Below are 22,817 nucleotides of genomic sequence, written 5' to 3'. Positions count from 1 at the left end.
ATGCTTCAAACACCTCAGCGATCGCAAAATTAGATTGAAGGAACCAAACCCAACCTACTGCCACCTTGCTTCTTTTTAGCGTGGAAGACCGTCAACTCGAAATTCAGTCAAATTACAACCCACTCAAAAATTCTTGAGCAATAGCTTTTAACTCTGAGTTTCCAGGATTTGATTCAGATGCAGTACGAACTAGGTCTAAAAGCCATCCCTGAGAGTTCGCTGTTCGTATTAACTCAAAGACAATTGTATCTAGATTGCTTTCTTGAGTGATTTGGGTTAAGTTTTTATCTAGCTCGTAATCTAAAAATTGCTCAAGTGATGAACGATTGGGAAAAGCATTGATGAAAGCAGAGTGTACTTTTTTGCGATGTTGGTGAGTTACTTTTTGATTTTGGAATGACTTATCTCTCTCCTGAGACAGTTCCTGTTGTAATTGTACAGATTGGCGGTTTAGTTCCTGTTTCGATCCCATCGGTTGCAAATTGACATCATCAATTAGTCTGCGGACATCAACCATTTTATAGCTCTTATCGCACTCAATTTGATAACGACCAGCTTTCCAACGCTTTTTCAAGTTGTCTAGAGTGTAGAAATGAGGTTCTTGACTTCCTTCACATTCAGTGCAATTGCAAGGAACAAGAGTGGCATACTGCAAACGTTCAAAAGACTGATGAATTTTTTCGAGCTCGTGAGTGACAACAGCCAGCAATTCTTTCTTGTGGTTACCCACGACACGAATTTTTATTTCTTTTTGATTGTAGTGTTCGATGACTTCGGCACGGGTTTGGTCTTTATTAAGAACAACTCCGCTTCTCCAAACAAGTTTTTGTTCTTCAATCCAAGGATGTGTTTCAACAATGAAGCGGGTAAGAATACCTTTGGGCATGAACTCATATTTATAGCGTAAAATTAAGTTATTTGTCTCGTCCCAATTTTCCCTGTAGTCAGGTTGGTTGATATCTAGTAATTGAGGTGCAATATATTTACCGGGATGATTGGGAATTGGATAGCAAAGCTTGAAGCGCATCATGAGTTGCAGCAGTTCATCCCGCATATCAGCGTATTCGTTATCGCTCCAGATATTTTTAAGCTCATCCTGAGTAAAACATCCTAAATTTTTCGTGATTTTTTCATTGTCTAACACTTTATAAACAGCTGCTGTACCCCATTCTGGTTTTAGAATGACGTAATTTCTAAGTATAGGATCGTCTTGGAAGTGCAGGAAAACGCCGAGGTCGTGCAGATAACGACTCAGTAATAGCATATCTTTACGGTCAGTTAAATGATTCATTCGGCAAAGGTTCTCGTATTCGTAGAAGCTAATGTAATTACGGGAATAGTTTTCTAAAGCGGCTCTAACTCTCACCCAGAGTTTTGGTAAAGGGTCTCCAACATGGGGGAGCCTGCTGATATATTGCTCAATAGCGTCTTTAATCTCTGCTAAACCGCGATTTGTGGCTAAGTTAGTTGCTAAAACTTTTTCCAGATTGGTGAATTCTCCTCGCAATGAGCGTTCATTGACTTCGCACAGACGGTCTTGTTTTTCATTTTTAACAATCAGATGGTGGCGATCCAGGACTTGGAAAATCAACACTGCTGCTGCAAGTATCTAGTGAATTAGCGCAGAGATACCGGATTTTATATGTTTCTGGGGAAGAATCAGGACAACAGGTAAAATTGAGAGCCTCTCGTTTGGGAGTGACAAACTCTTTAAGTTTAGTAAAAGATGAAAATGGGAATGGGAATGGGGAAGTAGCAAAAGAAGTAACTCCTAAAGAACCAGCATCGTCAGAAGCGCTGGGAGCAGATTTGTATGTTTTGCCAGAAACAGATTTGGAAGAAATTTTGAAGGAGATGGACTCCCTGAGACCAAATGTGGCAATTATTGACAGTATTCAAACGGTGTTCTTTCCCGCTCTAACTTCTGCACCCGGTTCTGTTGCTCAGGTACGTGAGTGTACCGCAGCTTTGATGAAGGTGGCAAAGCACGAGGATATCACAATGTTAATAGTGGGGCACGTCACCAAAGAAGGAGCGATCGCCGGACCAAAAGTGTTGGAACATTTAGTAGATACGGTCTTGTATTTTGAGGGCGATCGATTTGCATCCCATCGATTATTACGAACAGTAAAAAACCGCTTTGGGGCAACACACGAAATCGGTATCTTTGAAATGGTAGACAACGGGCTCAGAGAAGTCCCAAATCCTTCAGAGCTATTTTTGGGAAATCGCGATGACCCTGCTCCCGGTACTGCCTTGGTTGTCGCTTGCGAAGGAACACGCCCGATTGTTGTTGAGCTACAAGCTTTGGTAAGTCCTACGAGCTACCCTTCTCCTCGTCGCGCAGGTACAGGTATAGATTATAACCGTTTAGTACAAATTCTAGCGGTGCTGGAAAAACGGGTAGGGATTCCCATGTCGAAATTAGATTCATACGTTGCTTCCGCAGGCGGGTTGAACGTGGAAGAACCAGCAGTGGATCTGGGTATAGCAATAGCAATCGTTGCGAGTTTTCGCGATCGCATTGTTGACCCCCGTACTGTACTTATTGGGGAAGTTGGGTTAGGAGGACAAGTCCGCCCAGTATCGCAGATGGAACTCAGGTTAAAAGAAGCAGCAAAACTAGGATTTAAACGAGCGATCGTCCCTAAAGGACAAAAATACCCCAATTATGATATTGAGATATTACCAGTGTCAAAGGTAATAGATGCGATTATTGCAGCAATACCGCAACAGGGGTTAACAGAAGCTGACTTGGCACCCGATGATGAGGAGTGAAAAATTTACTACCAACACCAAAAAAATTTAGAGGACAACCTATCATGATAGCCATTGCCAACCAAGACAAAATTACTTGGCAAAAATTACCAGATGACTATGTACTGCCGGATGACCCTGTGGATAACATTAACCAACCTCCCCTTGCTGCAGCTTTAACCGAAAGTTTAGAAATTAACGGCAAACTACCTGAAAATGCTCTAACTCCCACTAATTACGGTATCTGTGCCACCGTAAACGAGAAAATTGCCCTCAAAGCTCCGGATTGGACATATATACCTAATATCTCTGTAACGCGAGAAGAGGTGAAGCGGAGTTACACACCAAAGTTGCAGGGAGATTTACCTGTTGTTGTCATGGAGTTTATCTCAGACACGGATGGTACGGAGTATTCTATTAAACCAACTTATCCACCGGGGAAATGGTTTTTCTACGAGCGTATCTTAAAAGTACTGAACTACATCATCTTTGAACCAGATACAGGCAGACTAGAAGTTTATCGCTTGGATGACGCAGGACGATATGCACTGCAAGAACCTGACGAAAATAACCGTTACCACATACCAGAAATGAATCTCTATCTTGGTATTTGGCAAGGAACCCGTGGAAATCGTACAGGTTATTGGTTGCGCTGGTGGGATGGACAAGGACAAATGCTGCTTTGGGGTTCTGAATTAGCCGAACAAGAACGGCAACGTGCTGAACAAGAACGGCAACGTGCTGAACGACTTGCAGCACAGTTAAGAGCAGCGGGGATAGAACCAGACCTTTGATTTCAAGGGGGAGGGTTAGGGAGGGGTAAAATTATAGCTATTGCCAGAGTCTGTTAGCGATCTTCAAGACATCCCAAGGTAAAGTCTATTTTTTTGTCAATCTTTATGAAAACTATTATCTGGCGGCATTTTCTACTCATCCAGTTAAGTGTGCTTGTGAGTCTACTGGGAGTAGGATGCGGTTCAACCAAAGAAACTTTGAGTTCAGAGAGACTCACAGTAGGAGTAGTCAGCTATGGAGAGCAAGCAGTTTCCTTAGAGAAGTACGAGCAATTCAAAAATTATCTGGCAGCACAAACTCAGTCAATTGTAGAATTGGAACCCGCTTATAACGAATTGCAAGCTTTTGAGCAAATTCAACGCCAAAACTGGGAAATTGTATTTGCACCTCCTGGTTTAGCAGCCATTGCCATGAGCAAAGGACAATACATTCCTTTATTTTCAATGGAAGGAGCTAACGGTAGGCAGCGTTCCATATTAGTGGTTCGAGACGATAAACCTATCAGAAACATAGCAGACCTGACAAATAAAACCGTTGCTCTGGGACACGTAGGTTCTGCTGCGGGTTACTATGTTCCTCTTTATGATTTGTATGGATTAACTCTTGCTGACATCCGTTTTGCCCCGACTCCTAAAACTGTACTTGAGTGGCTCAATGAAGATAGTGTAGATGCTGGTGCAATGTCTGAGCAAGATTTTGAGCTTTACCAACGACAATTTAGTACAACTAAGTTTAGAATTTTACACACTAGCCGATGGATTCCTTCACCAGTTGTACTGCTAGCACCTACTGTAGAGCGCAATCGGCAGCAACAGATTCAAAAAGCAATGGAGCAAGCTCCAGGATATATAATATCTGACGCAGGTTATGTTCCTGCTGCTAAAATACCTAAATACGAGCAGTTTATTAAATTAGTGGAAAAAGTTAAACCTCTTGAGGCTCAGCTCGAGCAAACACCTGTTGTCCTACTGAATCCTGAGTCTGCAAAATCAGAGTAACTACAGTAAAACACTCAATTTCTATGACTTCATAAAACTTAATAAATAATTTGCGTATTTTTTGAGAAATCAACGGATTAACTATTAGATTCTCAAAAAATTTAGATTTGTAAGGATGCATTGTTATGCTTGAAGAGTATATTTTATAACTAACTTTAGTTAAGAAAACAAAGGCTATGGCTGTGGCTTTGCCTTTTAGAACTCAAGCTTTCTAGTTAGTAACAGTTTCTACCTGTTACGATTTCTAATTGTTAGATTATCAAATTATTTCTATAAAAATTATAGTAAGGATAGGTAGGAGTGTGTTTAATATGTCTCAGTCCCCCCTAATTAGACCAGAAATACCATCTGGAACTTTTATAGATAACCGCTACATTATACAAAGGCTCTTAGGACAGGGGGGATTGGGAAGAACTTATCTAGCCTTTGATACCCGTCGCTTTAATGAACCGTGTGTTCTCAAAGAGTTTGCACCCAGTGGTTCGGGAGAGAGTTCACTGGAACAATGCCGTAATTTGTTCAAAAGAGAAGCAAAAATTCTCCATCAGCTAGAACATCCTCAAATTCCCCGTTTTTTAGCTTGTTTTGAAGGTGATAGTCGGCTGTTCCTAGTACAGGAATATGTTAACGGTAAAACATACTCAGCACTTCTACGAGAACGGCAACAATTAGGACAAGCTTTTTCGGAAGATGAAGTTGTACAGTGGCTTAAATACCTACTGCCCGTTCTAGATTATATCCATGCACATAATATTATCCACAGAGATATTTCTCCTGATAACATAATGTTGCCTCAAGGTAAGGATTTGCCAGTACTGATTGATTTTGGAGTAGGAAAGCAGATAGCCGATTTGAATGAAGCCACGAGATCTAGTCATATGACATTTGTTGGCAAAATGTCGCTTGTTGGTAAAGTAGGATATGCTCCCCGCGAACAGATTAGCTTGGGAATGTGTTCTCCTAGCAGTGACCTTTATGCTTTAGGCGTCACCGCAATTGTCTTGTTAACAGGAAAAGATCCTGCCTTTTTAATGGATCAGTATTCTTTGGAGTGGCGGTGGCATCAATTTATCAATATTAGCCATACGTTTGCTCAAGTACTTCATAAATTATTGGCAGATACTCCAAAACAAAGGTATCAAAACTCAAAGGAAGTCCTGACGGATTTAGCAAATATTGGAAAAACTCGATTGCTATCAGAACGGCAGAACCCTAATTTGCCACCTACTATTGTCAATTATGAATTTTTGCCCGGAACAACAAATCGGCAATTTCACAACCAGTATCCAGAAGCTAATCCTAGTTCATACCCCAACCAGCAACCTTTTGAAATTCAGCAACAATTCTCATCTCCTCAGCCACAAACCCCTTCCTATCAACCACAATCCTCACTAAGTTTAGAGTTTCTGGAGCGTTGTCGGCAAGAACTGGCATATTATATTGGCCCGATGGCAAGTTTTATAGTAGAAGAGACGCTAGATGAAAACGCTTACGCCTCACCCTATCAATTTGTGGAACTTTTAGCTAGGGAAATTTCCGATACACAAGCGGCTTTTGAGTTTAGACAACGCTTATTTTCATAATTGTTTAAAAAAAGTTAGTAGATAGTAGTTAGTTGTTGTTCTACTAACCACTAACCAAGAATACCATTTCACTTTAAATGTTGGGTTTCGTTCCCCAGCCCAACCTATGAAAAACTACCCGTATTCCCATGAGTACGTTTGATTCTTTTCATCGCCATATCTAAACTTAGCTTCATCCGTTTGAATGCCTTGGCAAGATTGCCAATCTCATCATTACTTACCTGCTCAAAGTCAACATCCATATGCCCGGTGCTGACTTCTTCTGCAACACGGGTTATGCGCTTGAGAGGCAGAATAACTTCCTTATTTAAAAACAAATTGACTATAAAAATAACAGCCAAAAAAACAGTAGAAACAAGCCCTACCATGAGGAGGAGAGACTGATTGGCTTTCTCAATCACTTTACTAGCTGGCAATGAAACTATTTGAGCAGCTACAATTTCATTCAAATGCCAATGAAATCCGCTCACCGCGCCATAACGTTCAATCATAGTTTTAGGGGCAGCTTCGGGTGCGCCGTGGCAAACAAGACAACTTTCTTTAGAAACAGCAAGCGGACGAGCAATATAAAATACATCTCCACCAGGGAGCGATCGAAATCCACTTTTCTGTTTTAAACTTTTGTCTTTTCTAAAGCTCTCTACAAGTTGAGTTTCAAAACCGTCAGCTTTATCCCGAAGATTGGTAGGATTAAGTGTTGCTTCTTTATAGAAGAAGTCACGATACTCTGCTTTTTTCCGCAAAATTTCAAAGACTTCTCTCGCTGAATAAGCTGCTACAGTTTGCGGTAAAAATCTCTCTGTTAATTCATCCGTGAGTTCCGGAGTAATTTGAGTAATTGTATACTCGCGTACAGAACTGATAGTATCAATAAGGGATAAAGCAGTGGAGGTAATTTCATCCCTAGCATTTCGTCCCAATATTGTCGAAAGAACAATGCCACTGAGACTTACGCCTGTAACAAGGATAACAATAAGTAAGATTGTAAATTTTTGTTTTAATTTTAAATTTTTAAGCATTATCATCACTCATCCAATTCACTGATATGTAGATACAATAATTATCAGCTTTAATTTTATACTGATTTATACTGAGATTGTTATGAGCATTGACTTTTATTTATTAATTAAATCTTTAAGTACTCAGTTGAGCAACTAAATTAAGCAGGTCGGGACGAATAAAGTTAGCCATTTAAGTAGTTCTTTGTTACAGGATTTTCCTGGTAAATGAAGTACATAGGTAGGGGTGCAAGTCCGCCACGCCCTTACAACTGTGTTTGACGTTATTTATGTTGACCTACTTATTTTCTGCTATCTGCTAGTTTTTAAAGAATTGGTAAAGAGGGCAGCCATAGAGGGTCAGTAAACTGTTTGTTATTACCCGAGTGCCTTTCCTTCCTTTTATTTTGCTCGAGCGTTGTAGATAAAGGTAAGAATAGATCTTATTTACCCTACTCAATCTCAATTTCTCAAATGTGGCAGAATAAATACAGAATTTAACAATTATTACCAATGGTCTGGAATCCAGGACAACGGTTGTTTGGGGGACGATACATTATTGAAAGAAAACTAGGTGAAGGAGGAATTGGGATTACCTACCTCGCTAGAAATGAACAGGAAGAACTGCGGGTTATTAAAACTCTGAGAGAAGAAATCCTTAACAATTCTGCCTGGAAACCTCACCAAATAAAATTGAAGCAAGATTTTCGCGATGAAACGGTTCGGCTTGCCGTATGCCGCCATCCTCATGTAGTCCAAATAGAAAATATTTTCGATGAAGATAATTTACCTTGCATGGTGATGGAGTACATAGAGGGGGAAGATTTGGCTAGCCGAGTCCGACGCCAGGGAATATTATCAGAAACCGAAGCACTATTGTATGTTCGACAAATCGGTGATGCTTTAAAAGTTATTCATAGCAAAGGTTTGTTGCATAGAGACATTAAACCACGCAATATTATGATTCGGGATTGTAAGTTGGAAGCAGTACTGATCGATTTTGGTATTGCTCGAGAGTTTATCCCCAATGTTGTCCAAAGGCACACAGTTTACCGTACTCCTGGATTTGCTCCTCCCGAACAATATGAATTGGAAGCACCACGGGGAGAGTATATTGATGTCTATGCTCTAGCCGCTACTTTGTATAATATGTTAACGGGCATAGTACCCAGAACCGCTGATGACAGACGCCATAATATCCCGTTAGTCTCACCACAAAATTATAATCCCAATATTAGTAATCAGGTTAACCAAGCAATTTTACGGGGAATGGATTTACAGCCGTATCACCGCCCCCAATCCGTACAGGAATGGCTTGAATTATTGCCTTGTGGAGATGAGGAAGTTCCTCCCACACAGGTGATAGGAACTATTCCTCAAGCACAACCCCCCATGCCCCAATCCCATACGGGTGGACGTGCTTCTTACCCCCCATACCCCAGCCCCCAAAACAACTTACCACAACAGGGTAAACCCCCCGAAGTCCCAAGTACAGGCAATCTCCTTCCTGACTCCCTATTGCAACGCAGTGGTTCCTCCTCAGAAACCTCTTTGCAATGGCAGTGCATACGGACTCTGATCGGTCATTCCAGTATGGTTCATACCGTTGCCATTAGCCCGGATGGTCAGGCGATCGCGAGTGGAAGCCATGACAACACAGTAAAATTGTGGCAAATGAGTACTGGAAAACTAGTACGTACTTTAGGTCGTTGGTTTTCCGGTCATTGCAATATAGTCAACGCCGTTGCCTTCAGCCCTGATGGGCGGTTCCTTGTAAGTGGGAGTTCGGATGAAACAATCAAATTGTGGGACATAAGTACGGGCAAAGAGGTTCGCACATTCAGCGGTCATGCCAGTTGGGTAAATTCTGTTGCTTTTAGTCCCAGCCCTTTAAATCCCTCTTATAAACAGGGATTCGGGCGAATGCTAGCAAGTGGCGGTGCTGATGGCACCATTAGGCTGTGGCTGGCAAGTACACCCTTAGAAGTCCGCGTTTTCAGAGGACATACCGACTCAGTCTGGTCAATTGCCTTTAGCCCAGACGGTCAACTTTTGGTCAGCGGTAGTGCGGATTGTTCGATCAAACTTTGGCAAGTCAGTACCGGTAGAGAAATATTTACTTTCACAAGGCATTCCTTTTTTGTCAATGCCGTCGCTTTTAGCCCTGATGGTCAACTTATAGCTAGTGGTTGTGCTGACAGCACAATTAAGCTTTGGCACATTAACACAAGCAAAGAAATAACAACTTTTATAGGTCATTCTAATTCGGTTTGGTCAGTGACCTTTAGCCCCAACGGTCAACTTTTAGCCAGTGCTAGTTGGGATAACACTATAAAAATCTGGCAAGTCAGTACAGGTACTGAAATTGCCACTCTTTCAGGTCATACCAGCTATGTCAGATCCGTTGCCTTCAGCCCTGATGGCAGGACTATAGTAAGTGGTAGCGATGACGACACTATTAAACTTTGGCGGCAAGGCTAAGATGTTTTGTGTCCTTTGTCCTTTGTCGTTGGTCATTTGTTATTTGTCATTTGTAAAGCACGGAATGTAATTGGCTTTACAATGTACCGCCAGCTTGATGTCCTCTGCGGTTCGAGTCTTCTAACTCTCCAGATAGACCAGGAAATTTCCAAAAATTGTGACAATAAGGACGGTAACCCTTAGTTTTTTACAATCAATCCTATGGGCTTCGGTATAGGTGATTTATTCTGGATTTTTCTCCTTCTTTCTTCTCTGCAACCTATATGGCAGAAACGTCAGATAGAGTACCGTCGCGTCCGCGCCCTCCAGGAATTTCAGCAGCAACGTAAAAGCCGAGTCATATTGCTCATTCATCGGCAAGAATCTATTAGCTTTTTGGGAATTCCCGTATCACGCTACATCACTATCGAAGACTCAGAACAAATTCTGCGAGCAATTCGCCTGACTCCACCAGAAGTGCCAATTGACTTGATTTTACACACTCCCGGAGGCTTGGTTCTAGCGACAGAACAAATTGCCAGAGCATTAATTCGCCATCCCTCAAAGGTAACTGTCTTTGTACCCCATTATGCTATGAGTGGCGGTACAATGCTTGCTCTAGCAGCTGATGAAATTGTGATGGACGCCAACGCCGTACTTGGACCAGTAGACCCCCAACTTGGTAACTTCCCAGCCGCCAGCATCATTAAAGTTGTTGAACACAAACCAATTGGTGACGTTGACGACCAAACCTTAATTATGGCTGACCTCTCGCGCAAAGCCATCAACCAAGTACAGCGCTTTGTGCGGACTCTGCTAAAAGATACTACTCCTAAAGAGAAAGTCAAGCCAGAAAACATTGAAAATATTGTTGATGCACTGACAACTGGGCGTGTCACTCACGATTACCCAATCACGGTTGAGGAAGCAACAGAGATGGGGCTGCCCATAACTGTCGGGCTTCCCCGTGTTATTTACGATCTCATGGATCTGTATCCTCAACCACAAGGGGGGCGTCCAAGTGTTCAGTATATCCCCATGCCCTATGATAATGGTCGCCCAATTCTACCGTCTCCTAAGGGTAGACCCTTAGAAGAACCAGCTCCAAGCCAGACTTAAAAAGTAGAAAGTAAAAAGTAAAAAGAACTCTTTTACAAGAAATAGTGGGAAGTTTGAAAGCCCACCAATAACGTCGTGAAAATCACCTCAATTCTCACGACGTTATGTCCTTTAGGGGTGGGATGAAAAACTTTTCTACTTTTTATTTATTGGTTGAGGGTAGAAGTCGGGGCGGGCGTTGGTGATTGTGTCGCTTCAGGTGTCGGTGTTGCCGTTGGCGAGACTTCAGGTGTAGAGGTCGGTGTCGGTGTAGGTGAAGTCCGGGGGACAGGTGCCGGTCTTCTAGTAGGTGCTGGTTTAGGCGTTGGTGAAGTTGTAGGTGTTGGTTTAGATGTTGGTGAAGTTGTAGGTGTTGGTTTAGATGTTGGTGAAGTTGTAGGTGTTGGTTCAGACGTTGAGTCTGGTTCTGTCTTATTTAGAAGGGCTTTTGCCTCTTGGTCAAGTCTTTGCCTGAGGGCTAAGTCAGCTACTCCTGTTTCCTTCAAACCAAGTTTTTTCTGATACTCCCTAACTGCCGCTTCTGTCTGAGGACCATAATATTGATTGCGGGGTAGAGGCGGATTGGGTTTAACTACCAAGTTCAAGTTTGCCTGTAATATTTCAATAATACCTGCTGCAAAATCTTGGGTTTTCGCTCCTACAACTCCGTCAGCAGGTTTTAGCTTATATCCTTTTTGAAATGCTAAAATCGCGTTCCTCGCATCTGTATTCGTTAAAGGAGCATTAGATACTTTGACATTGTAACCCAATCCCCGTAAAACAGAACGAAATTGCTGGGCGGTATATGTTCTAGCCGCAAAGGTTATGTCTGTAATTGCTACACCAGCTGCAATCGCGCAAACTGTAGCAATAGTCATACCTGGTTTTTTAAACCCACACCACATGGACAAAACTCCTCGTTGTAAAATCAGCATGATTGTGACGTTAATGGCTAAATTAATGTTTCTTTAACGTCTTTTTGGCTGGTAATTTCCAGTTTTCGATAAGTTTAATTGATGTTTAAGAAAGTTTTTTATTTTTAATATACCTATTTTTGGCATCTCTCCAAATATATATATTTTAAAATAGACACAAGATACAACCCAAGATACTATAGTGGTTTTCAATTAGGTGCAATAATATACCAAAACTAGGGTGTGGGGTGCGATCTTCGAGAAATAATTCATTGCTGTTTACAATAATTTTCATCTGCTTATCAAATGACCTCACAACTTATATACCAATAAATGACTAATGTAAAAGATATAACACCGCGAAATTTATGGTTTGAGCGGTTAATGGCACTTCTGGCTTCAGCAAATTTAATCTTAGTTCTGTTTGATTTGAGTTATGTTCCTTGGCGAAATTTTTATTTAGCAAGACTTCCCAAGATAACTCAGATCTACGATCCAGTTAAAGGGATTGAAGCCCATCGCGAAACAGCTGCCTATCTAAAAACAGTAGATGCACTTATAGAACAGGTTAGTCAAACTGGTTTACAATCAACTCAAGTAGAAACAAAGCTAGCGGAACTCCGCAGTCTTAGTACTGAAATGATTGATAGCAATCCCTTTTCAGGGATCGGAAAGAGCGGTACCCTAGAAAAAATAAAAAATCGAATGCGATCGCGCATTAACGTAGAATCATCGAAAAAAGCTTTTTCTACTTTTTGGACTCAAGGGTATTTATCACAACGAGGCTGGAGACAAGAAATTAGTTTTTTCAACAATAGCATTCGACCTGCAATTGCATCCAATTACTACCGTCGCATAGGAGAAGATGGTGAATTTATTAATAATTTTTGGATAATTGACTTACCATTTCTCGTAATATTTGCTGTAGAGTTGCTAGCAAGGAGCTACTATATCAAACGCAGTCATCCTGGTTTTAGCTGGTTCAATGCAGTTTTGTGGCGCTGGTACGACTTATTTTTACTGTTACCTTTCTGGAGATGGTTAAGAATTATATCAGTATTAATACGTTTGGACCAAGCTAAGTTAGCAAACCTTCAACCAATACGCCAGCAAATTCATCAAGGAATTGTAGCCAATTTTGCGGAAGAACTCACGGAAATCGTGGTGGTGAGGGTAATCAACCAGATTCAAGGGTCTATAGAGCGGGGCGAACTCAGACGATGGCTACAGCAAAAAGGGAACCTACGCCCTTACATAGATATTAATAACGTTAATGAAGTCGAAGCCATTGGAGCGATCCTTGTACAAATACTTGTTTACCAGGTATTACCGAAAATTCAGCCAGAGATAACTGCTATTGTGCGCCACACTATAAATAGTGCCCTCAAACAAGCTCCTGTTTCTCGGAACTTGCAAAATTTTCCCGGAATGGAACAAATACAAACTCAACTTGGCGAGGAACTAGCAACTCTAATTACGACTAACCTTTATGGCGCGATCGTGAGTGCAGCAGAAGACCCTATTGGGGCGAAACTCTCGGGTCAACTGATAGCGGGATTTACCGACGCCTTTGGAGCAGAATTGCAAAAAAAACAGGTACTGTCTGAAGTTCAGAACTTGTTATTGGATTTTTTAGAAGAAGTCAAGCTCAACTACGTTCAGCAATTATCACGTGAGGACATGACTCAAGTGTTGGAGCAAACCCGACAGCTGAGAACAAAACCCTCAGTTCAACCTACAGCAAAGCACAAAAGCGCTCACCGTTCTGTAATGCTGAGCCCCAAGGAAAAGAATTAATTATAAATTCTTATTAAATTTTCCCGGAAAACAAAGGGAGTGGAAAAGTGTATAATAGTAGCCTCAGGGTTGTGAACAATAATGAATGATTGACTGTGTAAAGCTCAAACCATTGACAACTTAGAGAGTTGGGTAAGCTTAACCTAAGTTTCAGAGAAAAGACGGTTTGAAACAAGTGTTGGCACGCGATCTCAGAAAAAATGCGCTAAACTAGGGTTAAGAGTGAACCTAATTTTTAGGTTCGCTTCAAGACTTCTTGGAAGATATCCCTATCGCAGGAAGTGGGCAATGACCCACTTTTTTTGTTGGAATAGCTGCATGACTCACCCTATAGTCCCACAAATTATTGAATTGGCGACACCAGTGGCGTGCAATGCGGCATTATGGATCAGATGGCTTCGAGCCTCGCTGACACCGAGCATATGCTGTTTCTGGATACTCGTACCTTAGAACGTCGCCTGTTGGCTTTCCCTAGAGGAGCAGAGATTGTGGTAGTAGATAGCGGTGTGCCTCGTACTCTTGCAACCACCGGCTACAACCAACGTCGTGCCGAGTGTGAAGAGGCGGCGCGATTATTGGGGGTGAAGGCGCTACGAGATATTACTGACAGTAGCACAACAGAGGGATTACCCGAACCACTGCGACGTCGTGCCCGTCACGTGGTTACTGAAAATAACCGCGTTTTAGAAGTTGTGCAAATGGTGGAGACCCAAGATACTGCTTCTCTACAGCGCTTTGGTGAATTGATGAACGCATCCCACGCTAGTTTACGGGACGATTACGAAGTTTCTGTACCCGCATTGGATACATTGGTAGAAATGCTGCAAAAAACCCCTGGAGTTTTTGGTGCAAGGCTTACAGGTGCTGGTTTTGGAGGAGCTTGCGTTGCTTTGGTTGCAGCCAAAGAGGCAAGTGCGATCGCTTATCAGGTTCTCGAACAATACAACCAAGCAGGTTACAACGGAAGAATTTTGGTTCCGGCTGTCGCTCCGACAGGAGATTAAGGGACTTCCAGATAAAAAAATATCCAACTTTCTCTTGTGGGACGGGCGTCCTCGCCCGTGCTATGCGAGTATTGTGTAGGTAGGGCTGAAGCCCACCAGTATTGCTGCCAACATTGAACCCTTATTATTGGGTTTCGTTCCTCAACCCAACCTACCTCTAAAACCCTTACCAATGACAAATAACAAATGACTGAGGACGACCCTTACCAGTTACGTTTTTTCTTACCGACCTACTTACGTTCTGGCTTTGTATCTCTGCTCACTGAAAAACTTAACATAAAATTCTTCCTTTGACAGAAAAACAAAAAGAGTCTGAAGAGTTAACCTAAGCGAGAAGAACAACATTAACATTGTAAAAAGTTTCTAGTTCGTTAGATGGCTAGAAACTTTTTCCGTATCGGCTGATTTATCCGTATCTTGGAGTTTTGTCATGGAAACTAAGTAATTGAAGTTGATAAAAAGCTTGAATTAAAGGAGTCAGATTAAAACAAAATTCTATTAATTCTCCATAAAGTTGATCGCCCATTTTAAACCAGCATTTATGTTATCAACCAATCCGGCTCCTATCAGTCTATTACCAGACTTCACCATTCCCAATACTCTTACTGGTAGAATTCAGCATTGTGGTACAACACCGACCGGAGTTGCTATTCCCTTAGCTGCAATAATGCCTGTTACATGAGTCCCATGACCAACTTCGTCATCAGGATGGCGATCGTAACCCTAGTGCTTGCCGATAAATTGTCCAGCCTCATCAATAATATGAACAAAGTCATTTCCTGGCAGCAAAGAATCTGTTAATTCAGGATGATCTGACTCTACACCTGTATCAAGAACTGCAATAGTAATGTTTGGATCGCCACGAGTAAAGAAGCGGTGAGCAATATTTAAACCAGTTCCTTGCCGAGCATAGCACGTTTCTGTCAAGCTCATCTGACCAACATACATATCTGGCAAGTGAGAGAATTCTTCTTCATGCTCTTATTTTAGCAACGGTGTTGTAAAGTAATTGACATTAGTACTTTAATGCCTCGCTATGTATTACAAGGCAGTAATACTAACTCTAGGCTTGTCGAAAACTTTTTGTTTTACTGACACCCACTTGATGTAGCAACAATATAAATGATTTTAATATTGTTGTCATGGTTGCAAAGAAAACAAACCAATATCTGTGGTACAGCCAGGGTAGCTATACCAGAGTGAATTCTATCCAAACAAATGGATAGATATTTATGAATCTAAGCTTATGCCTTTTAACTTAAAAATGTATACCTATAGACTGACAAAGATAATACACAATACGAATGTACTTATCATACTGTTGAAAAGTTTTAATTATCAGTTTGTATAGGCTAAATAAACTATAACCTAAGATAGATATATGTCAAGTTTTTTAGAAGGAATCTGACTAAGAAAACGTGAACCTCTTACTGGGACTGGGTGTAGGGGAGGCAGTGCATTGCGGGGATCTCCCCCTAACCCCACTTCATGAGAAGCCCAAAGCCCCCCGTTGTAGCAACTGCCGTTGTAGGAAAAAATTAAGAACCTTAAATATAAGTACGGACACGCTACGCGATCGCACTCGTATTCTGAGTCCAAATGCTTAGCCAAGGGAAAACACATTCTGCGCGTCAAACATTTCTACTAACAAGACGATTTTGTAATAATTTTAAAATTCAAAAATACCTAAACAAATTCCTATTAAAATAGTATAAAATAGGAATTAGAAGAGGGTATGAGCATGTGTTTCTAAAAGATAATGTAGTTAGAGGTAAGTGACAAAATATAGGCGGTCGTAAAAAGAATATTCAACGAAAGATTTGAAAAAGGCGAGTTGTCAAAAATTAATTTTTTAGAAGAGTTAGGATGTAGATTGAGATGGACGTGTTGGAGTCGGAAAATCGTGAGGTTAAACTAAGCTGTTATGCTGATATGCGTTTCGGCACGATGAACACAGCATACCCGCGTCCCCAGTTGCAGCGATCGCATTGGCAAAGTCTAAACGGTATGTGGAGGTTCGCATTTGATGACGAGGGGAAATGCACTGACCCTGGTGATGTTAGCCAGTGGACACATTGTATAGAAGTTCCCTTTGCGCCTGAATCTGCAAGAAGTGGTATAGGGGATATGGGATTTCACTCGAACTGTTGGTATGAGCGAGAATTTGAAATACCACCAGGTGATGGTAGATTGCTACTACATTTTGGTGCTGTGGACTATCGGGCTCGTGTCTGGGTAAACGACCGCTACATGGGTGAGCATGAAGGCGGACATACTCCTTTTACTATCGATATTACCCCTGTCTTAAAGGGGTGCGCGATCTGCCCAAAGGGCAGGAGCGAAGCTATCGCGAAAGTAACCGTTTGGGCGCAGGACGACCCTCAAGACCTTGCCAAGCCAAGGGGGAAGCAAGATTGGCAGCTTGAACCCCACAGTCTTTGGTATCCTCGTACTACAGGTATTTGGCAGACAGTCTGGATTGAGCGTGTAGGTGCGACTTATATCGATCGCATTTGCTGGACTCCCGACTTCGAGCGGTGGGAAATTGGTTGTTACGCTGCGATTGCGGGTGATGCTCCTGCTTCGGGGGTACAAATAAAGGTAAAACTGTCTGTTGGCGATAAGGTGCTAGCGAACGATACCTATGAAGTATTCAACGGGGAGGTTAACCGCCGCATCACCCTTTCCGACCCTGGTATCGATGACTACCGCAACGAATTACTGTGGAGCCCGGAAAAGCCAACCTTAATCAATGCTGATATTCAATTGTGGTACAAAGACCAACTGGTAGATGAAGTTAAATCTTACACTGCGCTGCGGACAGTAAGCATACAGCGCGATCGCTTTATGCTCAACGGTCGTCCCTACTATTTACGCCTGGTGCTTGACCAAGGCTACTGGTTCGATAGCCTCATGACTGCACCCGATGACGGGGCGCTGCGACGCGATGTAGAACTCGTAAAAGCAATGGGTTTTAATGGCGTCCGCAAACATCAAAAAATTGAAGACCCTCGCTTTTTATATTGGGCAGACGTGCTGGGGCTGTTAGTCTGGGAAGAGATGCCTAGTGCCTATCGCTTTACGGCTAAAGCTGTGGAGCGAATGACCCACGAGTGGACTGCAGTTATTAAGCGTGATATCAATCACCCCTGTATTGTGGCTTGGGTACCTTTTAATGAATCTTGGGGAGTTCCAAATCTGGTTGAGACGGCGGCTCACCGGAACTACGTTTTGGCAATATATCACTTGACCAAGACCCTCGATCCAACTCGCCCAGTGATTGGCAATGATGGCTGGGAAAGTACAGATACAGATATTCTCGCTATCCATGACTACGACACCAATCCGCAACACTTGGCTCGTCGTTATGGATCTGAAGTAAAGCTATCAGATTTATTCGATCGTCGGCGTCCTGGAGGGCGTGTTCTCACCCTCGACGGTTATCCTCATCAAGGACAGCCAGTTATGCTGAGCGAGTTTGGAGGTATCGCCTATGCCCCTGACGACCGACCTGAAACCCATAAAGCTTGGGGATACCAGCACAGCTCGAATATTTCGGAGTTAGAAATGAAATACACCGCCTTGCTGGAAACGGTCAATAATATTGAGTTATTTAGCGGATTTTGTTACACGCAGTTTACAGATACCTTCCAAGAAGCCAATGGGTTGTTATATATGGATCGCACGCCGAAAATTCCACTGGAAGCGATCCGGGCTGCAACTCTTTCAGGAGAAGGATTGTGTACTCCCACACACTGTTAACGGGCATCGGCGTAAGTCCCCCACTATACTCGGTACTCCGGGTTAGTGGTGGGTAGTTCACGTCATTCTTTTAGCGGAAGCTTGCGAAATTAGAAACATTTACAGTAAAACCTTTATATCGTGTTGAGGATTTTTTGCTGTGATATCGCCTTGGCAGTGTCCACTTCCGGTAAAAGAGTATAAAAAAATACGAGTGATTGTTTACGCCTATGATGGAACCTGGAACGTATTAATGTCCTGCCATTTAGCACAAGCGATCGCACTCTACAGCCAGGTACTAATGGAAAATAGAGAAATTTTTATTTTTCCCTGTGATTTGAACCCCGATCGATTCCAAGATGGTCTTAATTCAACTGTGTTGGTTCAGCCTGAAGCAACAAAAGTTCCTGATTCTCTCGATATTGCTGTAGAAGTTAACTTTTGGTTGTCGTGCCTATGCTAACTAGTCAATAAGAGGTTCTTTTTCATCAACCTATGGTTTAGATAAGATTGCACGAGTTCGCAACCTAGGTTGGAATAACAAGCTTAGACAGACTTGTTAGGATTAATTCTAATCTCCATAAAACCATTTATTCATGCACATTCATCATCTCAATTGCGGCTGTATGTGCCCAATTGGTGGACCGCTTTTCGATGGCTTTAGCCGCAGCCTAACAGCCCATCTCGTTTGCCATTGCCTGCTTGTCGAGACAAACCAGGGGCTTGTGCTCATTGATACAGGTTTCGGACAGCGTGATATTAAGGAACGTAGCTCGCGGATTAGCCCGTTTTTCATTCATTTCAATGGCGTTCAGTTCGAGCGAAAATACACGGCAATCCATCAAATCGAGCAGCTTGGCTTTAGTCCACGCGACGTGCGTCACATTGTGCTTACCCACCTCGATTTCGATCATGCCGGTGGTCTGGAGGATTTTCCCGAAGCAACTGTGCATGTCATGCAGGCTGAGATTGAAGCTGCCCAGGAGCGGCGCGGTTTCATTGCCAGTCAACGCTATTGTCCGAATCAGTGGGACGAGGTCAAACGCTGGAAATTCTATTCAGCTGGGGGCGATCCTTGGTTCGGCTTTGAGGCAGTACGCGACCTGGACGGGCTACCACCAGAGATTCTCCTCATTCCACTTGCCGGTCATACACGGGGTCATGCCGGAATCGCCATCAAGACAGCAGAGGGTTGGCTCTTACACGCAGGTGACGCCTACTTTTACCGACATGAAATGGGCTCTCCCAAACGACGCTGTACGCCCGGTTTGCGTTTTTACCAGTCGATGATGGAGGTAGACCGCAAAGCTCGGCTTTACAATCAAGACCGACTCCGTAACTTATCCCTCGATCGCTCTAATGGCGTGCGCCTCTTCTGCAGTCACGACGCTATTGAGTTCAAAGCATTCACCAACGAGTCAAACTCTGTTGAAAATTCCGGTATTGTTCATCACAGTTGAAGTTAAACTGAGTTCTCCCTTCAGGAGAATTAGAATTAGCTGTATGGAAGAGGTTCCAGTATTAAAGTTGTTTTTGAATGTTCAATAGAGACGGGTTATACCAATTCTCTTTATCCTTGCTACAGATTTCAATCCCCTCAACCCTCTTAATTTAAGGGGGCTAGAGGGGCATTTGTAGCAAATACGAGCGTGAATTTGAACTATGAGAAAAGCGCTTTTCTTAATACTGCCTATTACCTTAACTCTCTTCCCCAATTTTGGAGCCCAAGCCCAAAGAGTAGACTATTCTGGTGAGCCTGCTTACTTGGCGTTAGTTAAAGGTGACACTCCTAATAATTGTAGTTTTATTTCCGCCGATTACCTAGAACGAGTGGCGGACATAGTTGAGGATTTGTTATTTGTCCGTCCTGGGGACTCACCAGAGTGGGTCAGAAATAAAGTACGCTTCATTCCCGACCAAGATGATGGGCGTAATGCGTTGGAATGGACGGCACTTGCAGGAGGAAACTATACGAAGGCTGTTGTCAATTTCCGCGACAACAGTGTCCGGTCACGAACTTTTACAATGGCGATTAATTACAATCGACCAAATGAAAAACGGTGCCAGTGGGAGGTACGAGAAGTACAACAGAATATTCAATCGAGTTCTCCAACTTCATCTCTAGGACAGTGAGAGTTGATGAAAACAGCAACTCGGAATACCCAGCACCTTTTTGGTTTCTGGTGATAGGGTTGTCATGCCAGTAGAACTGACATCTTGCACCTTCTCAATAAGGGAGTGTGCGGCATAGCCCTACCTACGATCGGGATCGGCTTTTTGGGGTTTGATTTTTGCAATAAGGTGATGGTGCAAGATATGAGAGAAGGAAAGATATTGAGCCGACAGTAAGTGTTTAGCATATCTAAGGAGAAATGAGAAATGAATGACGCATCTATGCCCAATCAAGCAACAGAGCCAGATAAAAATGTTGCCTCATCTCAACAGGCTCAAGTTTATGCACCACCCAATGCAGGTGGAAGTGCTCTTTTAGACGCAAACACAGCAGCCGGGGACAGCACAAACTCACAAGGAGAAGCGATCGCCAATCCCATTGCCACCAATTTCTCATCCGGAACCGGAACAGGTGATGCCAAAACTGCTGAAGTTTCAACTGTTGCAGGACCATACTCGGCAGATCCAGAGCAGTCGGAGAAAGGTTCTGTTCATCTTCAAAACAATCCAGACGTACCTGATACTAACGTTCAAGGAACACTACCAAATACTGACCAAATTGGACTTCCAATTAATCCTGATGTCAATCTTGTAGAGTAATTCATATCTTGCACCACCATCTCCTAATCGAAAAACATAGCCAGAAAAGCTTATCCCGATCGTAGGGTGGGCGGGACCCACCTTTCCTTTATTGGGAAGTTACAAGATGTCAGGTAAAAAGCTTACATCAAGCTTTGCTATTGTATAGGTAGTCTACTACTACTTGTGGCATCGATAGAAAACAATTGAGCAAACAGGCAGGATTAGTAAATGTCTAGTTCAATTAACCAACAAATCGTACTTAAAAGCCGCCCGGTTGGAGAACCAAAAGAGAACGATTTCGCCATTGTCGAAACACCAATTCTAGAACCAGGGGAGGGTGAAGTACTCAACCGTATTATATACCTGTCCCTTGACCCCTATATGCGCGGTCGCATGAGCGATCGCGAGTCTTATGCCGCTCCTGTGGAGTTAAATTCTGTCATGGTGGGTGGCACAGTTAGCCAAGTGATGAAATCTAACCATCCCCAATTCTCAGAAGGTGATTTTGTTCTAAGTTATAACGGTTGGCAAGCTTATGGGGTATCGAAAGGTGAAACTTTGCGTAAGCTTGACCCAAATCAAGCTCCCATATCCTATGCTTTGGGCGTAACGGGTATGCCGGGAATGACAGCGTATTTTGCACTACTTGATATTGGGCAACCTCAGGCAGGCGAAACAGTTGTTGTTTCTGCGGCAACTGGTGCAGTGGGTTCTGTAGCAGGTCAAATTGCCAAAATTAAAGGCTGTCGGGTAGTGGGCGTGGCTGGAAGTGATGCGAAATGCGATTACGCGGTGAAAGAATTAGGTTTTGATGCGTGTATTAACCACAAAACTCAAGAATTGAGTTCAGCACTGAAAGCAGCTTGTCCTAACGGGATAGATGTTTACTTTGACAATACTGCTGGTGCAATTTTAGAAGCAGCTTTGCAGCATATTAGTCTTAGGGCAAGAATACCATTGGTAGGTTTGATTTCACAATATAACGCAGAAAATTCTCCTCCTGGTCCTAATTTGTTGCCACTGTTGGTTAAACGTGCTTTGATCAAAGGTTTTCTTGTGAGTGATTACCAACATCGTCAAACAGAGTTCTTAAACGATGTTTCTCAGTGGTTGCGGGAAGGTAAGCTCAAGTATAAAGAAGACATTGTAGAGGGTTTGGAAAACGCGCCCCAAGCCTTCATCGGTTTACTGCAAGGGAAAAACTTTGGCAAATTGATTGTTAAGGTCAGTGACGATCCGACATATGCCCAGGAGCGTGAGTAATTGCGAATTCAGGCTTTGCTTGAAGAATTGCCGTTTGAGTTGTTACTCCGCACGCCCAAAAAACAGGAACTTCATCATCACGGAGCGTGACAGCATCTCCATAATCCAGGTTTTCTAAGGTGCTAATGCCGATTGCATCTGGGCTGCCAATATGAATTGGAGACCCATATGCTTTGTAATAGCGACTGGTTACTTCAACAGTTCGAACGACTTGCCTCCGTGGAAGGCGACGCATGGAAACAACTAATGAACAATCAAGCACTTAAAGTTTAATATCAATTTACATTGAAGCTGCATAGAAAAGAGCTTCGAGAATAAAGTCATAAGAAGTCAAAGATATAACACGGTCCGATGTCATTTTACTGAGAAGCTCGTTTAGGCGATCGCGAAGTTCACTAATATGGGTTTTTAAAAAAGCTCTTGCTCTAAACAATAGAAAAAACTGTTTTCTTATTTATTAGTTGCAACAGCATATATAAAAACATAATAACAAAAACATACGTGGAGCTTGTGTATTAATAATTGCATTTAATTTAAATAAATATTCATACTTTAGACAGAGCAATGTCTAAGCTGTAATTCTCTCTCAGAAAGAAGAAAAAATAATTACACTATTTTTGAATTTAAATGTTAAAAAACTGGAAGCTCTGACAAT

18 protein-coding genes and 2 pseudogenes are annotated in these 22,817 nt (G+C 42.5%); 15 read left to right on the top strand and 5 right to left on the bottom strand.

Features of this window, described 5'->3' with window-relative positions:
- Positions 1–112: 112 nt before the first annotated feature.
- Complete coding sequence (locus ACYRY3_RS17860) at positions 113–1,366, bottom strand: COR domain-containing protein (RefSeq protein WP_460203031.1); 1,254 nt, start codon at positions 1,364–1,366, stop codon at positions 113–115.
- A 197-nt stretch (positions 1,367–1,563) separates the two neighbouring features.
- Between ACYRY3_RS17860 and radA the strand changes: the two are divergent.
- From radA to ACYRY3_RS17840, 4 genes and pseudogenes are all read left to right on the top strand, one after another.
- Positions 1,564–2,778, top strand: a pseudogene (gene radA / locus ACYRY3_RS17855) (DNA repair protein RadA); the annotation flags it as partial.
- 44 nt (positions 2,779–2,822) lie between these two features.
- Complete coding sequence (locus tag ACYRY3_RS17850; RefSeq protein WP_460203030.1) at positions 2,823–3,551, top strand: Uma2 family endonuclease; 729 nt, start codon at positions 2,823–2,825, stop codon at positions 3,549–3,551.
- 105 nt (positions 3,552–3,656) lie between these two features.
- Positions 3,657–4,550: a phosphate/phosphite/phosphonate ABC transporter substrate-binding protein gene (locus ACYRY3_RS17845; protein ID WP_460202959.1), complete on the top strand. Its 894-nt coding sequence runs from the start codon at positions 3,657–3,659 to the stop codon at positions 4,548–4,550.
- Between the two features lie 311 nt (positions 4,551–4,861).
- On the top strand, positions 4,862–6,133 hold the full coding sequence (locus tag ACYRY3_RS17840) for a protein kinase domain-containing protein (protein WP_460202958.1): 1,272 nt from the start codon (positions 4,862–4,864) through the stop codon (positions 6,131–6,133).
- 104 nt (positions 6,134–6,237) lie between these two features.
- Here ACYRY3_RS17840 and ACYRY3_RS17835 read toward each other — a convergent pair whose 3' ends face one another.
- Positions 6,238–7,152, bottom strand: a complete 915-nt coding sequence (locus ACYRY3_RS17835; RefSeq protein WP_460202957.1) for a c-type heme family protein — start codon at positions 7,150–7,152, stop codon at positions 6,238–6,240.
- A 492-nt stretch (positions 7,153–7,644) separates the two neighbouring features.
- On the opposite strand from ACYRY3_RS17835, the gene ACYRY3_RS17830 reads away from it, so the two are divergent.
- Both ACYRY3_RS17830 and ACYRY3_RS17825 read left to right on the top strand, forming a co-directional pair.
- Positions 7,645–9,612, top strand: a complete 1,968-nt coding sequence (locus ACYRY3_RS17830; RefSeq protein ID WP_460202956.1) for a protein kinase domain-containing protein — start codon at positions 7,645–7,647, stop codon at positions 9,610–9,612.
- 201 nt (positions 9,613–9,813) lie between these two features.
- Entirely contained in the window at positions 9,814–10,710 is an 897-nt protein-coding gene (locus ACYRY3_RS17825; RefSeq protein WP_460202955.1) for an SDH family Clp fold serine proteinase, read from the top strand.
- 146 nt (positions 10,711–10,856) lie between these two features.
- Here the strand turns inward: ACYRY3_RS17825 and ACYRY3_RS17820 are convergent, their stop codons facing one another.
- Positions 10,857–11,594, bottom strand: coding sequence for a peptidoglycan-binding domain-containing protein (locus ACYRY3_RS17820; protein ID WP_460203029.1), 738 nt, complete (start codon positions 11,592–11,594; stop codon positions 10,857–10,859).
- A gap of 342 nt (positions 11,595–11,936) precedes the next feature.
- Here ACYRY3_RS17820 and ACYRY3_RS17815 point away from each other — a divergent pair, with 342 nt between their 5' ends.
- The 3 genes and pseudogenes from ACYRY3_RS17815 (at position 11,937) to ACYRY3_RS17805 (ending at position 15,086) form a co-directional block, all read left to right on the top strand.
- Complete coding sequence (locus ACYRY3_RS17815) at positions 11,937–13,400, top strand: hypothetical protein (RefSeq protein WP_460202954.1); 1,464 nt, start codon at positions 11,937–11,939, stop codon at positions 13,398–13,400.
- 362 nt (positions 13,401–13,762) lie between these two features.
- Positions 13,763–14,404, top strand: a pseudogene (locus tag ACYRY3_RS17810) (galactokinase); the annotation flags it as partial.
- Between the two features lie 541 nt (positions 14,405–14,945).
- Positions 14,946–15,086 carry a hypothetical protein gene (locus ACYRY3_RS17805; RefSeq protein WP_460202953.1) on the top strand — a complete coding sequence of 47 codons (141 nt, stop codon included), beginning with the start codon at positions 14,946–14,948 and terminating at the stop codon, positions 15,084–15,086.
- Between the two features lie 41 nt (positions 15,087–15,127).
- Here ACYRY3_RS17805 and ACYRY3_RS17800 read toward each other — a convergent pair whose 3' ends face one another.
- On the bottom strand, positions 15,128–15,337 hold the full coding sequence (locus ACYRY3_RS17800) for a hypothetical protein (RefSeq protein WP_460202952.1): 210 nt from the start codon (positions 15,335–15,337) through the stop codon (positions 15,128–15,130).
- Positions 15,338–16,282: 945 nt separating this feature from the next.
- On the opposite strand from ACYRY3_RS17800, the gene ACYRY3_RS17795 reads away from it, so the two are divergent.
- The 6 genes from ACYRY3_RS17795 to ACYRY3_RS17770 all read left to right on the top strand — a co-directional run bounded on the left by ACYRY3_RS17795 (position 16,283) and on the right by ACYRY3_RS17770 (position 22,162).
- A complete protein-coding gene (locus tag ACYRY3_RS17795) occupies positions 16,283–18,166 on the top strand; it encodes a glycoside hydrolase family 2 protein (RefSeq protein WP_460202951.1) in 1,884 nt (627 codons plus the stop codon).
- Positions 18,167–18,305: 139 nt separating this feature from the next.
- Positions 18,306–18,608: a hypothetical protein gene (locus ACYRY3_RS17790; protein ID WP_460202950.1), complete on the top strand. Its 303-nt coding sequence runs from the start codon at positions 18,306–18,308 to the stop codon at positions 18,606–18,608.
- A gap of 133 nt (positions 18,609–18,741) precedes the next feature.
- On the top strand, positions 18,742–19,605 hold the full coding sequence (locus tag ACYRY3_RS17785) for an MBL fold metallo-hydrolase (RefSeq protein WP_460202949.1): 864 nt from the start codon (positions 18,742–18,744) through the stop codon (positions 19,603–19,605).
- 202 nt (positions 19,606–19,807) lie between these two features.
- Complete coding sequence (locus tag ACYRY3_RS17780) at positions 19,808–20,278, top strand: hypothetical protein (protein WP_460202948.1); 471 nt, start codon at positions 19,808–19,810, stop codon at positions 20,276–20,278.
- A gap of 246 nt (positions 20,279–20,524) precedes the next feature.
- The gene (locus tag ACYRY3_RS17775; RefSeq protein ID WP_460202947.1) at positions 20,525–20,917 is read left to right on the top strand and encodes a hypothetical protein; all 393 of its coding nucleotides are present in this window, start codon (positions 20,525–20,527) and stop codon (positions 20,915–20,917) included.
- A 210-nt stretch (positions 20,918–21,127) separates the two neighbouring features.
- Entirely contained in the window at positions 21,128–22,162 is a 1,035-nt protein-coding gene (locus tag ACYRY3_RS17770) for an NADP-dependent oxidoreductase (protein WP_460202946.1), read from the top strand.
- Here ACYRY3_RS17770 and ACYRY3_RS17765 read toward each other — a convergent pair.
- A complete protein-coding gene (locus ACYRY3_RS17765; RefSeq protein WP_460202945.1) occupies positions 22,125–22,397 on the bottom strand; it encodes a D-glutamate cyclase family protein in 273 nt (90 codons plus the stop codon). The two genes, ACYRY3_RS17770 and ACYRY3_RS17765, sit on opposite strands and share 38 nt — an antisense overlap.
- Between the last annotated feature and the right edge of the window lie 420 nt (positions 22,398–22,817).

Source organism: Scytonema sp. NUACC21 (genome assembly GCF_054684315.1).
The sequence above is the reverse complement of the archived record's forward strand: the minus strand, read 5'-3'. Positions and strand labels throughout refer to the sequence as shown.